Raw genomic sequence first — 13,839 nt, forward strand, 5'->3', positions numbered from 1 at the left:
ATGAAAAGCATCCTGTTGAACGCATATGGCGAGGCCCCATACCTTGCCGACGTGGCAATGCCGGAACCCGGCGCGACCGATGTGCTCGTCCGCGTGGCGGCGGCCTCACTCAATCCGCTGGATAACAAGCTGCAGGCAGGCTACCTCGACGGCGTCTTCCCACTGACCTTCCCCTCGAAGATGGGAACAGACCTTGCCGGCGTCGTTGAGAAAACCGGCTCGCTGATGTCCCGCTGGCGGGCCGGCGACCGCGTGGTCGCGCGTCTGCTTCCCACCGAGGGCGGCGCATTCGCCGAGTTCACTCTTGTTCCGGAAGACCAACTCGTTCTCATTCCGGAAAGTATCGACTTCGACCAGGCAGCCGGGATGCCGACGGCCGCGGCGACCGCATGGCAGGCTCTCTTCGAGACGGCAGGCCTGACGGCAGGTCAGACGGTTCTGATCCACGCTGGCGCAGGTGGCGTCGGCAGCTTCGCGATCCAGTTCGCCCATGCGGCCGGTGCGCGCGTTGTCGCCACCGCCTCAGGCGATGGCATGGAGATCGCCCGCCGCCTTGGTGCGGAGCAGGTCATCGACTACCGTTCGGAAGATTTTGCGTCAGTCGTTTCGGACGTTGACGTCGTGCTGGATACGATCGGCGGCGAGACACAGCAGAAGTCTTTCGGCATCCTGCGCCGCGGCGGCAAGCTGATGACCGTGGTCAGCCCTCCAGACGAGGCCCTGGCAAAAGCGCACGGCGTGGAGGCGGCATTCATTTTCCATTCCTCGGATGCGAAACGGCTGTCTGCCGTGATGAAGGAAGTCGTCTCGAAGAGGCTGTCGGTCCTGATCGACAGAAGCGTTTCGCTGGAGTCCTTCGACGAAGCCTTCGCCCGGCAGGCATCCGGAAGGGCCCACGGCAAGATCGTCGTTTGTGTCTGAGAAAAGGCCGGGCCGTTTCGCAATGATGCGGGATGACCCAGCCACCATTTTCGGACGGTGCAGCTTAACCTATGTCCAGCCTCGGACATAGGTTAGCGTTGCCACAACAATAGCGCGAGCGGTAGCTTTGCGCCTTGGGTCGCGGCCTCGTCGAAACCTGAGTTTATTAGGGTTCTATGAGACGGGCTTCCCATCGGCGGTCGCGTACGGTTGCTGCGACGAGGTCGAGCAAGAGCTGCCTGACGATCTCTAGGGCATAGGTGTTCTGCTGATCGACTTTTTCGCACAGGTAGAGTGTCCTGCTCAGTTCCGGCGCGACGATCCGGCGAAAGTGAAGTGCCCCGCTTTCGATGTGTTCCTTCATGAACAGTTTTGTGCCGATGACGCAGCCTAGGCCGGCCAGAAGTGAGTCGGCGATGGCATAAACCGAGTTCATCTGCAGCTTGGCGCGGCTTTCCAGCTTCTTGAGAAGATTGACGTCGTCCATCAAGGCGCGCGCCGAAACTCCCTGGCGCAACAGGATGACCGGCAGTTCCAATAGATCGTCGAAGTGGAGAGGCTCGTCCGTGTCGCCGATAATGTCCCGTTTGCCGACACAGATCATCTGCTCCTCAAGGACCGGGACGACCTTCAAGGCGGGACTCGTCGGTGGATTGTAGACAAGAGCGAGGTCGACTTCGGAGTTCATAAGGTGCAGCAGCGTCGAGCCTGAAAGGCTCTCGGTCAGGGAAAGCCTGAGCTTGGGATAGGTCGAAAGGACGAACTGGTTCAGTTCTGTCGCGATGGCTTTGACGACCGAATAGGCCATGCCGACCGACACGTCGCCGGAAATATCCGTGCCGGAGGACCGGATATCCCGTTCCGCTGCTTCAATGGCGCGGAGAATGGATTTGGCATGCTGGTACAGGCGCTCACCTGCGGCTGTCGGCTCCATTCCGCGGGGGCGCCTGTTGAAAAGAACGACGTCGAGACTGGCCTCCATGTTGGCCAGGTGGTGGCTGAGCGCGGAGGTGGCGACGCGGCACTCCTGCGAGGCCGCGGAAAGCGAGCGCTGCTCGTAGACGGTGACGAAGTAGCGAAGCTGGCGGCTGTCCATCTGCCTTCTGTTTTTTAGAAAGAAACGTTAGAAACATTATAATTTTACTGATCCTGTGGCAAGGCTATTGTCCTGCATGGTGAGGAGAATAGCATGACGATGGGCATAGATTTCAGGCCGCTCGAAGGCATTCGCGTCGTCGAGATGAGCCACATGATCATGGGACCTTCCTGTGGCATGTTCCTAGGATTTCTCGGTGCTGAAGTGATCAAGGTCGAGCCGCCGGAGGGTGACAAGACCCGGGACCTCGGCGGCATGGGCCGGCCGATGTTTCCGCTCTTCAACCGCGGCAAGAAATCGGTGCAACTGGACCTCAAGACCGAAGCCGGGCGGTTGGCGCTCCACAAGCTTCTCGGCACCGCCGATGTCTTCGTCGAGAATTTTCGCGATCAGTCGCTTGCTCGTATGGGGGCAGACCTCGACAGGCTACGTGAAGACTATCCAGCCCTTATCCTCGCCTCGCACAAAGGCTTCCTGCAGGGGCCTTATCAAGATCGCACGGCGCTGGATGAGGTCGTGCAAATGATGACGGGACTGGCCTATATGACCGGCCCGACTGGCCGGCCGCTGCGCGTCGGATCCTCGGCCAACGACATCATGGGCGGTCTCTTTGGCGCATTCTCCGTGCTTGCTGCACTCTTGGAGCGCGAGCGAACAGGCCATGGACGCAATCTGCGCATAGGTCTTTTCGAAAACTGTCTGCTTCTCGTCGCCCAGCACATGGTGCAGTTCGAACTCGAGGGAAAGAATCCGCCGCCCATGCCGGAACGGGAGTTTTCCTGGCCGGTCTACGACATTTTCCCGACTGCCGATGGCCTCCAGATCTTTGTCGGGGCCGTGACGGAGGGGCAATGGACTGCACTGTGCAAGCTTTTAGGCCTTGACGATCTTCTCGACGATCCGCGGCTGCAGACGCGCATGGACCAGATCGACGCTCGCGACTGGACGTTACCGATCATCGCGCAGGCAGTGCTTGCACGGGACTCGGTCGGTCTACTTTCGGCCTTCGAGAAACTCGGCATTCCCTATTCTCCGATTTCCCGGCCCTGCGACATGTACGAGGATCCGCATGTGATGAGGCCGGGCGGCCTCGCCATCTCGCACCTGCCGGACGGAAAGACCTTTCGGGCGCCCTCGCTTCCGTTCGAGGTCGATGGCACCATGCTGTCCGGCGGCGGGGACCTGCCATCGATCGGCCAGCATACCGAGGAGGTTCTGTCCGCGCTCGGCCTCGGGGAAGCGGAAATCCGGACGGCGAAGGGCGCCCGAGCGGCGAGGGCGGCATGAATAGAATTGACGCCATCTATCCTTCGGACCGCGTCAGCCTGCGCGAGGTGGGGCTGCGTGATGGACTTCAACTGGTGAAGACTTTCCCTTCGACCGCCGCGAAGGTCGAGTGGTTGACGCGCGAACGGGCCGCGGGGGTGCGCCACTTCGAGCTTGGGTCTTTTCTTCCGGCCACGCGCATGCCTCAATTTGCTGACCTTCGCGAGCTGCTTGAAGTTGCGGCAGCGCTGCCTGAAACACATACCGCTGCCCTTGCCCTCAACGAGCGCGGCGTGGTCGACGCCTTGCAGACGAGTGTGGACGAAATCGTCTGCGTGGTTTCGGCGACGGAGGAGCATAGCCAGGCAAACATGCGCCGCTCGCGCCGCGAGGCTGTCGATCTGGTGCGCTCCGCAGTCAGGCAGCGGGACGCATCCGGAAAAACCCCGCTCGTAAATGCGGGGATCGCCATGGCCTTCGGGTGCTCGATCGCCGGGCAGGTCGATCCCGACGCGGTCATTGGCCTGGTCGAGGATTGTCTGGAGGCCGGTGCGGACATCGTCGGCATCGCAGACACCGTGGGCTTTGCCGGTCCGAAGCAAGTCGAGCGAATGACCGAGCGCATGACGGCTCTTTGCGGCATGCGCCCCTATATCGTTCATCTGCACGACACGCGGGGCATGGGAATTGCCAACGCGGCCGCAGCGCTCGGTGCCGGTGCCCGCGTTCTCGACGGCTCGCTCGGCGGACTCGGTGGCTGCCCCTTCGCACCTGGTGCTACCGGAAACGTCGTCTTCGAGGATCTGGTCTTCCTCTGCGAAACCATGGGCTTTGCGACCGGAATAGACATCGAGGCCCTATCCGACATCCGCGCTATCCCGGAATCGGAGATGCCGCAAGAACAGCTTTTTGGCGCGATTGCCCGCGCGGGCGTGCCACCAAACTTGAACTGGCGCATCTGAGAGGTTGGAGGACCTCGACGATCGCCGCAATCATAACGGGAGGAAATACCATGACATATCTGACGAAAACTGCCGCGGCGGCGCTCGCGCTTTCGGCGTCCTGGGCGTCGTTCGGTCACGCCGCGGAAGCCATGCGCTGCAGCCACCAGCTTCCACCGGCTCATCATATCGCCAAGGTCATCGACCGATGGGCAGCCGAAGTCGAAACGCAGTCCAAGGGCGAAATCGACGTACAGGTCTTCGGCGCCGACAGCCTGATCAAGGCGAACGACAACATCCTTGCGGTTGCCAAGGGCCAAGTGGAATGCGCCTTCTCGCTCAATTTTCAGTGGGGCAAGACCCTGCCGCTGATGAATGTGACGGTTGGGCCATATACGATGTCGTCGATCGAAACCTGGAAGAAGTGGCCGACGTCGGAAGCCGCAGCCTTCCTGGAGGATCGCCTTGCCAAAAAGGGCGTGAAGAACATCGTTTGGATGTTCCAGACGAATGTCAGCGTATTCACCTCTAAGGGTAAGCCGCTGCTTGCGCCGGCGGATTTCCAGGGCCTGAAGATGCGCGGGCTCGGGCCGGCCTTCGACCGCGGCTTGTCCGCAATGGGCGCCACGACGGTTTCCATGCCGGGAAGCGAGGTATATCAGGCTCTCGCTACGGGCGTCATAGACGCTGCGATAACCGATGTCGCAGCCGCCTATTCACGCAAGTATTACGAGGTGCAAGACCACATGACGGTGGTGCCGGTTCTGGCGGCCTACCTGCACGGCTATGTTAATCCGGGGTGGTACGAGGGACTGTCCGACACGTCGAAAACCGCGCTGAAGACGGCCGGCGAAAAAGCGGCGCTCTGGGCCATCGAGGCTTCGGAACAAGCATCCGCGAGCGCGCCCGACGAGTTGAAGGCAAAGGGCGTGAATGTCCATATCGCGACCGGCGCCGAAAACGAGGCGTTCCGGCAGGCGATGCAACCGGCTTTCGAGGAGGGGTTTGCGGAGGAAACCGGCGAGGACGGCAAGGCGCTTCTCGAACTCATTGCGAAAATTAAATAGGCGGGCGGGCCTGATGTTGAAATCGAACCATTTGGAGGGGGCGGCGCATATGGCAACCCCACCATGGATGCGCATCGTCGGCGTCGTGCTCGGTGCCTTCAACGTGGTCGGCGCCGCGCTTATCGTTCTGGTGCTGGCTGCAACGGCGCTGAGCGTGTTTCAGCGCTACATCCTTGGAAAGTCCATGGCCGGCGTGGACGAGGCGACCGGCTTCCTGGTCGTGGCCATCGTCATGGCAGGGGCGGGTTCCGCGTTGAGAAGCGGCGATCACATCCGGATTGACATTCTCATCGATGCGGTAGGATCGCAAATGCGCCGCTGGTTCGATGTGCTTGCCTATGCCTGTGTTCTGATCTTCTCTCTCCTTCTGACCTACACGGCCTGGCACAGTGTGACCTTTTCTTACGCTTTCGAGGTCTATTCGTCCGGTTATCTGGAACTTCCTATATGGATCCCTCAGTCAGCCATGGTTATAGGCGGCGCGCTGCTCACCCTTGCGGCGGTCGAGCGCCTTGTCGTGACGCTTACGAGGACCGGCCCGTGACGATATTCTTCATCCTTGTTTTTCTTGTGATCCTGCTTCTTCTCGGCTTGCCACTCTTCGCAGCACTCGGGCTTGCTTCCATCACTGTCCTGATGATTTTCGAGGGCAGCATCAACAGCATGGCGGACACGATCTTCGCCAGCCTCAACAACCCGCTGCTGGCGACGATCCCGATGTTTGCCTTCATGGCGCATGTGATGATCAAGGCGAAGGTCGTCGATGATCTTTACGACATGTGCAACAAGCTCGTTGGCCACATCAAGGGCGGCCTCGGCTTTGCGACCATGTTGGCCTGCACGATATTCTCGACGATCTCGGGTTCGTCGGTCGCGACCGCGCTGACGATCGGCTCGACGGCCATTCCGCAGATGCAGCGCTTCGGCTACCGCAAGCGCGATACTTACGGCATCATCGCGGCTGGGGGAACGCTCGGCATCCTCATCCCGCCGTCCGGGCCGATGATCCTCTATGCCATCGTCTCGGACGTCTCGATCGGTGCATTGTTCCTGGCAGGGCTGCTGCCAGGGCTGGTGATGGCAGCAGCCTTCGCTTTCTATTCCTGGTTCCAAGCCAATCGCCATGCCGAAACGACAAGCCAGGAGCAAGCAAATATTCTGGAAGTGTTCGCAACCCTGCGCAAGGCGTCCTGGGCCGTGATGATGCCGCCAGTCATTCTGGGCGGCATTTATTTGGGAGTCTTTACCGCTGCGGAAGCTGCCGCTATCGGCGGCGTTTATGCGCTCTTCGTCGCGCTGTTCGTCTATCGCAATGTCGGACTGCGCGATCTGGCGGACTGCGTGTTTCAGACGATGCGGACAAGCGCGATGCTCTTCATGATCATCGCCGGAGCCGGAATGTTCGGACACGCCGTAACGATCATTCGTCTTCCAGCGGAGATTATGGAGGCAGTGACGGCGCTCGGCTTGTCCCAGGCTGCATTCCTGCTCGTCGTGATGGCGGCAATCTTCGTCCTCGGCATGTTTCTGGAGACGATCGCGATCATTCTCATCACGACGCCAATCATCCTGCCCGCACTTATTGCACTCGACGTAAATCTCGTCTGGTACGGTGTGATGCTGATGGTCAACCTCGAGATGGCGCTGATCACGCCGCCAGTGGGGATGAACCTCTTCGTAATAAGGGGGATTACGGGCGCTCCGCTTTTTGAAATCATGCTCGGCGCTCTCCCCTACGTCGCGCTCCTGATCGCCGGGTTGTTCGTCATGTGGCTGTTCCCGTCGCTTTCACTTTGGCTACCATACGCAGCCGGTTTCGGTCTTTAAAGCGGTCGAGAGGTTGAGAAAGCAGCGTCAATCCGTCCACACCGCCCAGAATCTAGCGGGCCGCAGGTTCATATCCATTCAAGACCTCGTACCTTCCTCATCGGGTCTGAGACATTGTAATTCGATCCGGATTGGCTGATCGCCAAGGTCATACAGTATGGTTTCATCCGCATGTGGCAGCTGGTTTAGTTGCGCCACGAGAGCGAGAGTGGTCGAACGGCGCGTCAGCATCAAGCAGGTCGAGCCGCCGCTGCGTGTTGCGTGCCAGACGCCCGGGTTCATGCATACGCCCTGTCCGGGTTCTATAAGGAAAGCTTTGGCGGTTGAACGGTCGGGAAGCCCATCGGGTCCCGATAAGGCAACAACCTGCGTGATGGAGCCGATCAACGGTGCGACAGCCTGCTCGGTCAGCAAGTGATTTTCAAAGACCCCAATCGATAGATCGGGGTTCCAATAGTTTACCCAAAGGATCTCGACTTCACCGCCCGGGCCTGCATCAAACAGGTGCTCCTGCCAGAAATCGGTCGCGGCGTTCGAGAAGGCTGCCGGATCGGGAGCTTTCGGATAAGGCTTGCCGAGCATCGTTCCGAATGGCTCGAAGTCGGTTTCAGAAAGCAGCCGAATGGCGAGAGCCATAGATCGATTGTCTTCCATTGATTTTACCCTTCAGCGACTGGATCGCGCAATTTTCATATCGAAAGATCGGCATTCACGAGGTCTGTCACCAGCATGTGCCCCGGAGCATGGGTGATCGAAAAGGCCGGCCGGGCAGTTGCGATCGCCGCTTGCGGGGTTACGCCGCAGGCCCAGAAGACCGGCACTTCGCCCGGCTCGATCCGCACGGCATCGCCGTAATCCGGGTTGGCAATATCCGCGATGCCGATCTCCGTCGGATCACCGATATGCACGGGGGCGCCGTGGACGGACGGGAAGCGGCCGGTGATCTGAATCGCCTTGATCGCATCTTGAGGCTTCATCGGGCGCATCGATACGACAAGCGGTCCGGAAAAGACGCCGGCAGGCACGGTCTCGATCGACGTCCGATACATCGGCACGTTGGTGTCGTCCTCGATATGACGGACCGGCACGTTTAAGGCGAGAAGCGCCTCCTCGAAGGAAAACGAGCAGCCGATCGCAAATGTCACGAGATCCTCGCGCCAGATGTCGCTGATGTCGTGTGGCTCGGCGATAAGCTTGCCGTTCTCCCAGACGCGGTAACGCGGCACGTCGCTGCGGATATCGAGATCGTGGCCTAGCGCCTCGATCATCGGCACGCCGGCATCCGACACGCCGACCAGCGGGCAGGGTTTGGGGTTTCTCTGACAGAACAGCAGGAAATCATAGGCGAGATCGCGCGGCAGGATCGCCAGATTTGCCTGGACGAAACCGGGCGCCAGATTGGTGGTCGGTCCGGATAACGTGCCGGAACGAGCCTCGAGCCGGGCGAGATGGGCAGCGGAACCTGCAGCGAATGTCATGTCATGCAGTCCTTGCGTTCAATGCCTGTTCGATGGCGAGGCCGACCGACAGGACTTTTGCATCCGTCATCGCACCGCCGGCAATCATCAGGCCGACAGGAGCCGATCCGGCAGTATGGCAGGGCACCGAAAGCCCACAGCCGTCGAGGAAATTGATCATCGTCGGATTGCGCAGCATCAGCCCGTTGGTGGCAAAGAAAGTCGCGTCATCGGCTTGGAGCGGCGCGACCGCGGGTGCTACTGTCGGCACTGTCGGCAAGATGACGGCATCGAAGGCTGCGAACTTTTCATTGACGCCCCGTTGCCAGGCGGTGCGTGCCTTGAGCACATCGAGATAATCCGCTGCACTGATGTCGCGTCCACGCAGGATGCGGCCACGGACACGCTGGTCATAGGTGTCGCCGCGATTTTCGAGCAGGGTACGATGCCAGTGCCAGGCTTCGGCAGCGATCAGTCCGCCCTTGGCGTTGATGGTGGCGAGCTGCGCGAATTCCGGCACGTCGATCTCGACGATCTGCGCTCCCGCCTTCGACAGGAGGCTGAGCGTCGCCGCAAAGGAGGTGGCAACATGCTTGTCAATGCCGTCGAGGACGATGGTCTGGGGCACGGCAAGCCTCAGGCCGGCAAGAGGGAGCTGCCCGATGCTGCGCTCAGTCTCACCGGAGATGATGGCGTCGATCAGGGCACAGCAGGCGACGCTTGCGGCAATCGGACCGATCGAATCAAGCGACGTAGACAGCGGCAGGACGGCGTCGCGGCTGACGCGGCGGGCGGTCGGTTTGAAACCGGTGAGGCCGCAGAGTGCTGCCGGAATACGGATCGAGCCGCCGGTATCGGTACCGATTGCGGCAACCGCCATGCCATCGGTAACAGAGACCGCAGCGCCGGAGGACGAGCCGCCGGGGATGCGACCGGTCGCCCGGTCGTAAGCGTTGAGCGGTGTGCCGTAATGCGGGTTGAGACCGAGGCCGGAAAAGGCGAACTCGCTCATATTGGTCGTGCCGGTAATGACCGCGCCGGCACGGGCAAGCGCCTGCACCACCGGCGCATCGGCGGTGGCTGGTGCCGCAGTCCTGTTGGCGACGCTGCCGGCAGTCGTGACTTCGCCCGCAAGATCGAAGAGATCCTTGACGGAGATCGCGACACCTTCAAGCGGCGATCGCACCTGGCCAACAGCACGCATCAGGTCGGAGGCATCGGCCATCGCGCGGGCGCGGGCATCGTTGCGGCGGATGAAGGTCCTTGCACCCTCGCCGGCCGGATCATCTATCGCCGCGATTGCGGCATCGACAAGCTTCCGGCTGGTGGCCTGCCCTGAGGCAAGCGATGCGGATACTTCGGCAAGCGTCGGGTAGCGGGTCATATTACTGGACCTCGGGCAGGGTTTCGATCGTGTAGCTGTGGCGAATGCTACGTTTCATGACCGGATCGAACAGTTCCATCGTGAAGCGAGCGGATGGACGAATGCCACCGATGGCGCCGACCGTTCCGCAGATCATGCCGGTCTTTTCCGGCAGCGCGGCATCGCCGCCTGTGAGGCCGAGTATCAGATCCTGCGGTGTACGCAGGCTCGACAGCGGACCTTCCTGATAGAGCGTCTCGGCGCCGTTCTCATCGATCCAGGAACGGATGATCAGTTGATCCCAGTGATCGGCAACCTCGGAAAATGGCCATGCGGTGCCGGCGATCGGTTTGGCGCAGATCTGCTTCGACAGGGCAACGCTATGGGATTCCAGCTTGCGGTCGGTATGGTCGGATGCGAGCGAGACATAGAGATCCGCGCCGGAACGGAAGATGAAGGTCTCGACCTCGCCGGAGCTTTCCGTGCCGACCGCCTGGATGACGTCCGCCTGGACGGCGCTATTGTTGGAGACGCGGTAGTAGAGCGGCACGGTGCTCGGGCGCGGCACGCCGATCGCGGCCAGTTCCGCGATATGATGGTCGATTGCGGCCCGGTCACGGCCGGCCCAACCGGCGACGACAAGCTGGTGGATCTCGATGTCGAGCTGGGAGTGGGATGATGTGGTTTCGAGCGTGAAATGCAGTTTCATGGGATGTATTCCGGATTTCAGTTCAGTCGAATGGGATCAGTTGGCGAGGCTTGGCAGATAGAGCGCGATCGAGGGGAAGATTGAGAGTAACACGATCAACAGCGCCATGGCGCCGACGAAGGGGAGCGAGCCGGTGATGACGGGCGTCATCGAGCCACTCTTGCGCAGACTGTGGACCACGAAGAGGTTCAGGCCCACCGGCGGTGTGATGAGGGCGGCTTCCACCAGAACGATGATCAGGATGCCGGTCCAGATTGGATCGAAGCCGAGCGCCAGCATGATCGGGGCGACGATCGGGATCGTCGTGATCATCATCGACAGCGATTCCATGAAGCAGCCGAGGATCAGGTAAAAGACGACAACGACCAGGATCATCGCGACCGGCGACAGGCCAAGGCCGGAAATCGAGCTGGTGATGACGTCGGTTATGCCGGTGGCTGACATGACGAAGTTGAGGAAGCCTGACGCGATGATGATCAAAAGGATCATCGCCGAGGACTTCATCGTGCCTTCGATCGATTCCGCCAGCATGGCGAAGGAAAGGCGGCCAAAGCAGGCGGCAAGGATCATTGCGCCCGTGACGCCGAGGGCCGCCGCCTCCGTCGGGGTCGCAAGGCCCGCATAGATGGAGCCGACGACGAGCAGGAAGATGCCGAGCGGTGGTGCAAGATGGACCAGGCTCGATAACCGCTTTCTCCATGTGCTGTTGACCCGCGTGCCACCCCAGGCAGGGAAGATCCCGCAGCCGCCGATGATGGTCAGCATGAACAGTGCCGTTAGCAGCAGGCCCGGAATGATGCCGGCCAGATAGAGTTTCGGTACCGACGTATTGGTCAGGACGCCGTAAAGAACCATGTTGATCGATGGCGGGATGAGAATGCCGAGCGTGCCGCCTGCTGCAAGGCTGCCGAGAAAGAGCGGCTCGTTATAGCCGTGTTTCTTGATCTGCGGGATGGCAACAGTGCCGACGGTCGCGGCGGTCGCCACGCTGGAGCCGGAGGTTGCGGCAAACAGGGCGGATGCACCGATATTGGCATGCATCAGGCCGCCCGGCAGCCAGGAGAGCCAGAGGCTCATGGCGCTGTACATGCGTTCGGCAAAGCCGGCGCGCAACAGGATTTCGCCGAGCAGGATGAACAGCGGGATGGCGACCATCAGAAATTCGTTATTGGTGCTCCAGGCCAGTTCGCCTATGGCGCGCGTCAATGGCAGCATCGAGAAACTCGGGTCGAGAACCAGACCGAGCACGCCGAGTGCGGCGCCGACAGGGATGGAAAGGCCGATCAGGACGAGGAGAAGGACGAGCGTGGTGGCAATCATTTGCGTTCTCCCTCGATCAGTCGCTCGCCGGTTGCGGCTTCTTCCTCTGCTTCTTCCTGGGTGGAGCGCACGCCGGTAATCGCCTTGACCGTCTCGATATCGCCGGTGACGAGAGCAACGGAGGCACGCACGAGCATCAGTGCGAGGATCAGGCACATGAAGACGAGGCCTGCGAACCAAAGACCCTGCGGAATGGCAAGCGGGGTGCCGAGCGGCGTGTTGGCCTGGGAATTATTGCTAATAGACTCAGCCACGACGCCGTAGCCGTAGTAGGTGACGAAGCCGATGAAGATGCCGAGGCAGACGAGCGACAGCCAGTCCAATACCGCGGAGACCCTGACCGGCAGATATTGGTAGATGACGTCGACGCGTACATTGGCGCGCTGCAGCGTCGCATAGGCAAGCGACCAAGTCGTGCTGATGGCGAAAGCATAGCCCGACAGTTCATCGGAGCCGCCGACAGTCCAGCCGATGAACTTGCGAAGCAGCACGTCGACGGTGATCAGCAAGACGCTGCCAATCGTCAGGGCGCCGCTGGCAAGCACTGCCCAGCGGGCAGCTTTCTCGGCATAGCCGTAAAGGCATGTGAAGAAGGGGAGGGATCCTGTCATGATTGTCGGTCCGGCTCGAAGAGAGAGTGGCATGGCCGCGCATCCGCAGCAGCCATGCCCTGTAACGGGTGAGGCTTATTTCGCGACGGTCAGGCCGAGCGTCTGGCCGATCGTGTCGTTGAAGCCCTTGACGCAATCGGCCGAGCAACGGGCGGCCCAGGTCGGCAGGATCTTGTCCTTCAGGGTCGCATTGAGCAGCGCCTTGTCGTCTTCGGTCGGCACGACGAGCGTCATCTTGCCCTTTACGGCTTGCGTGCAGGCAGCAGCACCGGTGTTGCAGTCGTAGCCTTCCTGGGTCTGGGTGTCGGCTGCCTTCCAGATGTCATCGACCATCGTGTTGATGTTTTCCTGGAGGAAAGCCTGGATCTTCGGGTCTAGCTTGTCCCAGACGGCCTGGTTGACCGCGTGGATCTGCTGGTTCCAGTTGATCGGCAGGGCCAGGAGATGGGTCGATACTTCATACCACTTGGCGGAATAGCCCGACAGCGAGCCGGTGATGGCGCAATCGACGACCTTGTTTTGCAGTGCCGGAACGACTTCGCCGAAGGCCATCGTCACGCTGGTACCGCCGAAGGCTTCGACGAATTCAGCCTGAGTGCGGCCCGAGGTGCGGACCTTCTTGCCCTTGAGGTCGACGAGACCCTTGATGTCTGCGTTGCAGAAGATCACCTGGGCCGGATAGGTCGAGATGCCGAGCAGCTTGACCTTCGAACCTTCGCCATAGAACTTTTCATAAACCGGCTGGAAGGCTTCCGTCACCTTGCGGGCGGTGGCGACATCGGGGGCGAGGCCGGGAAGGTCGATCGCCTCGTTGATCGGGTTGTCGCTGGCAAAATAGGAGAGCGTTGCCGTACCGAATGGAACGACGCCCTGCGACATCAGCCGCATCAGTTCCGGCCCCTTGAGGCCCATTTCGTTAAAGCCCTTGATCGTGGCCGTAACCCGGCCGCCGGATTTTTCCGGAATGGTCTTGGTCCAGAAGGGCTGTTCGAACTGCTGGTAGGCGGTGAGGTTGCTGAGGCCGCCGACGATCTGCAACTGCGTCTTGGGCAGTTCCTGGGCAGCGGCCGCGCCGGCGACGAGGAATGCGGTGGCGAAGGAGATTAGCTTCATGTCGTTCCCTTTTCTCTTTTGGTTCGATCCGTCAGAACACGAGAAAAGGCGAGCTTTAGTTCGAGACGAGGAAATGCGACGAGACGACGTCCCGATTGCCTCTGACCCGGCGCGATGTCAGCCTGTTCCCATGCGTGCGATTTATATC

At 60.7% G+C, this 13,839-nt stretch carries 14 protein-coding genes; 6 read left to right on the forward strand and 8 right to left on the reverse strand.

Annotated elements, in window-relative coordinates; all coding sequences use genetic code 11:
• Complete coding sequence (locus EDE09_RS25750) at positions 1 to 921, forward strand: NADP-dependent oxidoreductase (protein WP_132413246.1); 921 nt, start codon at positions 1 to 3, stop codon at positions 919 to 921.
• Positions 922 to 1,087: 166 nt separating this feature from the next.
• Here the strand turns inward: EDE09_RS25750 and EDE09_RS25755 are convergent, their stop codons facing one another.
• Positions 1,088 to 2,017, reverse strand: a complete 930-nt coding sequence (locus EDE09_RS25755; RefSeq protein ID WP_132413248.1) for a LysR substrate-binding domain-containing protein — start codon at positions 2,015 to 2,017, stop codon at positions 1,088 to 1,090.
• Between the two features lie 93 nt (positions 2,018 to 2,110).
• Here EDE09_RS25755 and EDE09_RS25760 point away from each other — a divergent pair, with 93 nt between their 5' ends.
• Genes EDE09_RS25760 through EDE09_RS25780 form a run of 5 tightly spaced genes read left to right on the forward strand, consistent with a single transcriptional unit; the run spans position 2,111 to position 7,118 of the window.
• Positions 2,111 to 3,304 (forward strand): CaiB/BaiF CoA-transferase family protein, encoded by a 1,194-nt coding sequence (locus EDE09_RS25760; RefSeq protein WP_245505238.1) that lies wholly within the window; start codon positions 2,111 to 2,113, stop codon positions 3,302 to 3,304.
• Positions 3,301 to 4,245: a hydroxymethylglutaryl-CoA lyase gene (locus EDE09_RS25765; RefSeq protein ID WP_132413250.1), complete on the forward strand. Its 945-nt coding sequence runs from the start codon at positions 3,301 to 3,303 to the stop codon at positions 4,243 to 4,245. The genes EDE09_RS25760 and EDE09_RS25765 overlap by 4 nt, the downstream gene beginning before the upstream one ends.
• A gap of 50 nt (positions 4,246 to 4,295) precedes the next feature.
• Positions 4,296 to 5,291 (forward strand): TRAP transporter substrate-binding protein DctP, encoded by a 996-nt coding sequence (gene dctP, locus EDE09_RS25770; protein ID WP_132413252.1) that lies wholly within the window; start codon positions 4,296 to 4,298, stop codon positions 5,289 to 5,291.
• 49 nt (positions 5,292 to 5,340) lie between these two features.
• Positions 5,341 to 5,835 carry a TRAP transporter small permease gene (locus EDE09_RS25775; RefSeq protein ID WP_165924269.1) on the forward strand — a complete coding sequence of 165 codons (495 nt, stop codon included), beginning with the start codon at positions 5,341 to 5,343 and terminating at the stop codon, positions 5,833 to 5,835.
• The gene (locus tag EDE09_RS25780; RefSeq protein ID WP_132413256.1) at positions 5,832 to 7,118 is read left to right on the forward strand and encodes a TRAP transporter large permease; all 1,287 of its coding nucleotides are present in this window, start codon (positions 5,832 to 5,834) and stop codon (positions 7,116 to 7,118) included. Before EDE09_RS25775 ends, EDE09_RS25780 begins: the two co-directional genes overlap by 4 nt.
• A gap of 78 nt (positions 7,119 to 7,196) precedes the next feature.
• Here the strand turns inward: EDE09_RS25780 and EDE09_RS25785 are convergent, their stop codons facing one another.
• The 7 genes from EDE09_RS25785 to EDE09_RS25815 form a co-directional block, all read right to left on the reverse strand.
• On the reverse strand, positions 7,197 to 7,772 hold the full coding sequence (locus EDE09_RS25785) for an ureidoglycolate lyase (protein ID WP_207914887.1): 576 nt from the start codon (positions 7,770 to 7,772) through the stop codon (positions 7,197 to 7,199).
• A gap of 35 nt (positions 7,773 to 7,807) precedes the next feature.
• Positions 7,808 to 8,596, reverse strand: coding sequence for a putative hydro-lyase (locus EDE09_RS25790; RefSeq protein WP_132413258.1), 789 nt, complete (start codon positions 8,594 to 8,596; stop codon positions 7,808 to 7,810).
• Between the two features lies 1 nt (position 8,597).
• Positions 8,598 to 9,959, reverse strand: a complete 1,362-nt coding sequence (locus EDE09_RS25795; protein WP_132413260.1) for an amidase — start codon at positions 9,957 to 9,959, stop codon at positions 8,598 to 8,600.
• A 1-nt stretch (position 9,960) separates the two neighbouring features.
• On the reverse strand, positions 9,961 to 10,647 hold the full coding sequence (locus EDE09_RS25800) for a DUF2848 domain-containing protein (RefSeq protein WP_132413262.1): 687 nt from the start codon (positions 10,645 to 10,647) through the stop codon (positions 9,961 to 9,963).
• A 36-nt stretch (positions 10,648 to 10,683) separates the two neighbouring features.
• Entirely contained in the window at positions 10,684 to 11,967 is a 1,284-nt protein-coding gene (locus EDE09_RS25805; RefSeq protein ID WP_132413264.1) for a TRAP transporter large permease, read from the reverse strand.
• Complete coding sequence (locus EDE09_RS25810; protein ID WP_132413266.1) at positions 11,964 to 12,578, reverse strand: TRAP transporter small permease; 615 nt, start codon at positions 12,576 to 12,578, stop codon at positions 11,964 to 11,966. The genes EDE09_RS25805 and EDE09_RS25810 overlap by 4 nt, the downstream gene beginning before the upstream one ends.
• Positions 12,579 to 12,653: 75 nt before the next feature.
• Positions 12,654 to 13,691, reverse strand: coding sequence for a TRAP transporter substrate-binding protein (locus EDE09_RS25815; protein ID WP_132413268.1), 1,038 nt, complete (start codon positions 13,689 to 13,691; stop codon positions 12,654 to 12,656).
• Positions 13,692 to 13,839 lie beyond the last annotated feature (148 nt).

Origin of the sequence: Neorhizobium sp. S3-V5DH, assembly GCF_004343065.1 — a bacterium.
GTDB classification, from domain to species: Bacteria; Pseudomonadota; Alphaproteobacteria; order Rhizobiales; family Rhizobiaceae; genus Neorhizobium; species Neorhizobium huautlense.

Bases quoted from the DNA above. Each gene is read 5' to 3' on its own strand.
- EDE09_RS25785 (WP_207914887.1), bottom strand. From the start codon at position 7,772: ATGGAAGACAATCGATCTATGGCTCTCGCCATTCGGCTGCTTTCTGAA.
- EDE09_RS25765 (WP_132413250.1), top strand. From the start codon at position 3,301: ATGAATAGAATTGACGCCATCTATCCTTCGGACCGCGTCAGCCTGCGC.
- EDE09_RS25795 (WP_132413260.1), bottom strand. From the start codon at position 9,959: ATGACCCGCTACCCGACGCTTGCCGAAGTATCCGCATCGCTTGCCTCA.
- EDE09_RS25790 (WP_132413258.1), bottom strand. From the start codon at position 8,596: ATGACATTCGCTGCAGGTTCCGCTGCCCATCTCGCCCGGCTCGAGGCT.
- EDE09_RS25760 (WP_245505238.1), top strand. From the start codon at position 2,111: ATGACGATGGGCATAGATTTCAGGCCGCTCGAAGGCATTCGCGTCGTC.
- EDE09_RS25800 (WP_132413262.1), bottom strand. From the start codon at position 10,647: ATGAAACTGCATTTCACGCTCGAAACCACATCATCCCACTCCCAGCTC.
- EDE09_RS25775 (WP_165924269.1), top strand. From the start codon at position 5,341: ATGGCAACCCCACCATGGATGCGCATCGTCGGCGTCGTGCTCGGTGCC.
- EDE09_RS25805 (WP_132413264.1), bottom strand. From the start codon at position 11,967: ATGATTGCCACCACGCTCGTCCTTCTCCTCGTCCTGATCGGCCTTTCC.
- dctP (WP_132413252.1), top strand. From the start codon at position 4,296: ATGACATATCTGACGAAAACTGCCGCGGCGGCGCTCGCGCTTTCGGCG.
- EDE09_RS25750 (WP_132413246.1), top strand. From the start codon at position 1: ATGAAAAGCATCCTGTTGAACGCATATGGCGAGGCCCCATACCTTGCC.
- EDE09_RS25810 (WP_132413266.1), bottom strand. From the start codon at position 12,578: ATGACAGGATCCCTCCCCTTCTTCACATGCCTTTACGGCTATGCCGAG.
- EDE09_RS25755 (WP_132413248.1), bottom strand. From the start codon at position 2,017: ATGGACAGCCGCCAGCTTCGCTACTTCGTCACCGTCTACGAGCAGCGC.
- EDE09_RS25815 (WP_132413268.1), bottom strand. From the start codon at position 13,691: ATGAAGCTAATCTCCTTCGCCACCGCATTCCTCGTCGCCGGCGCGGCC.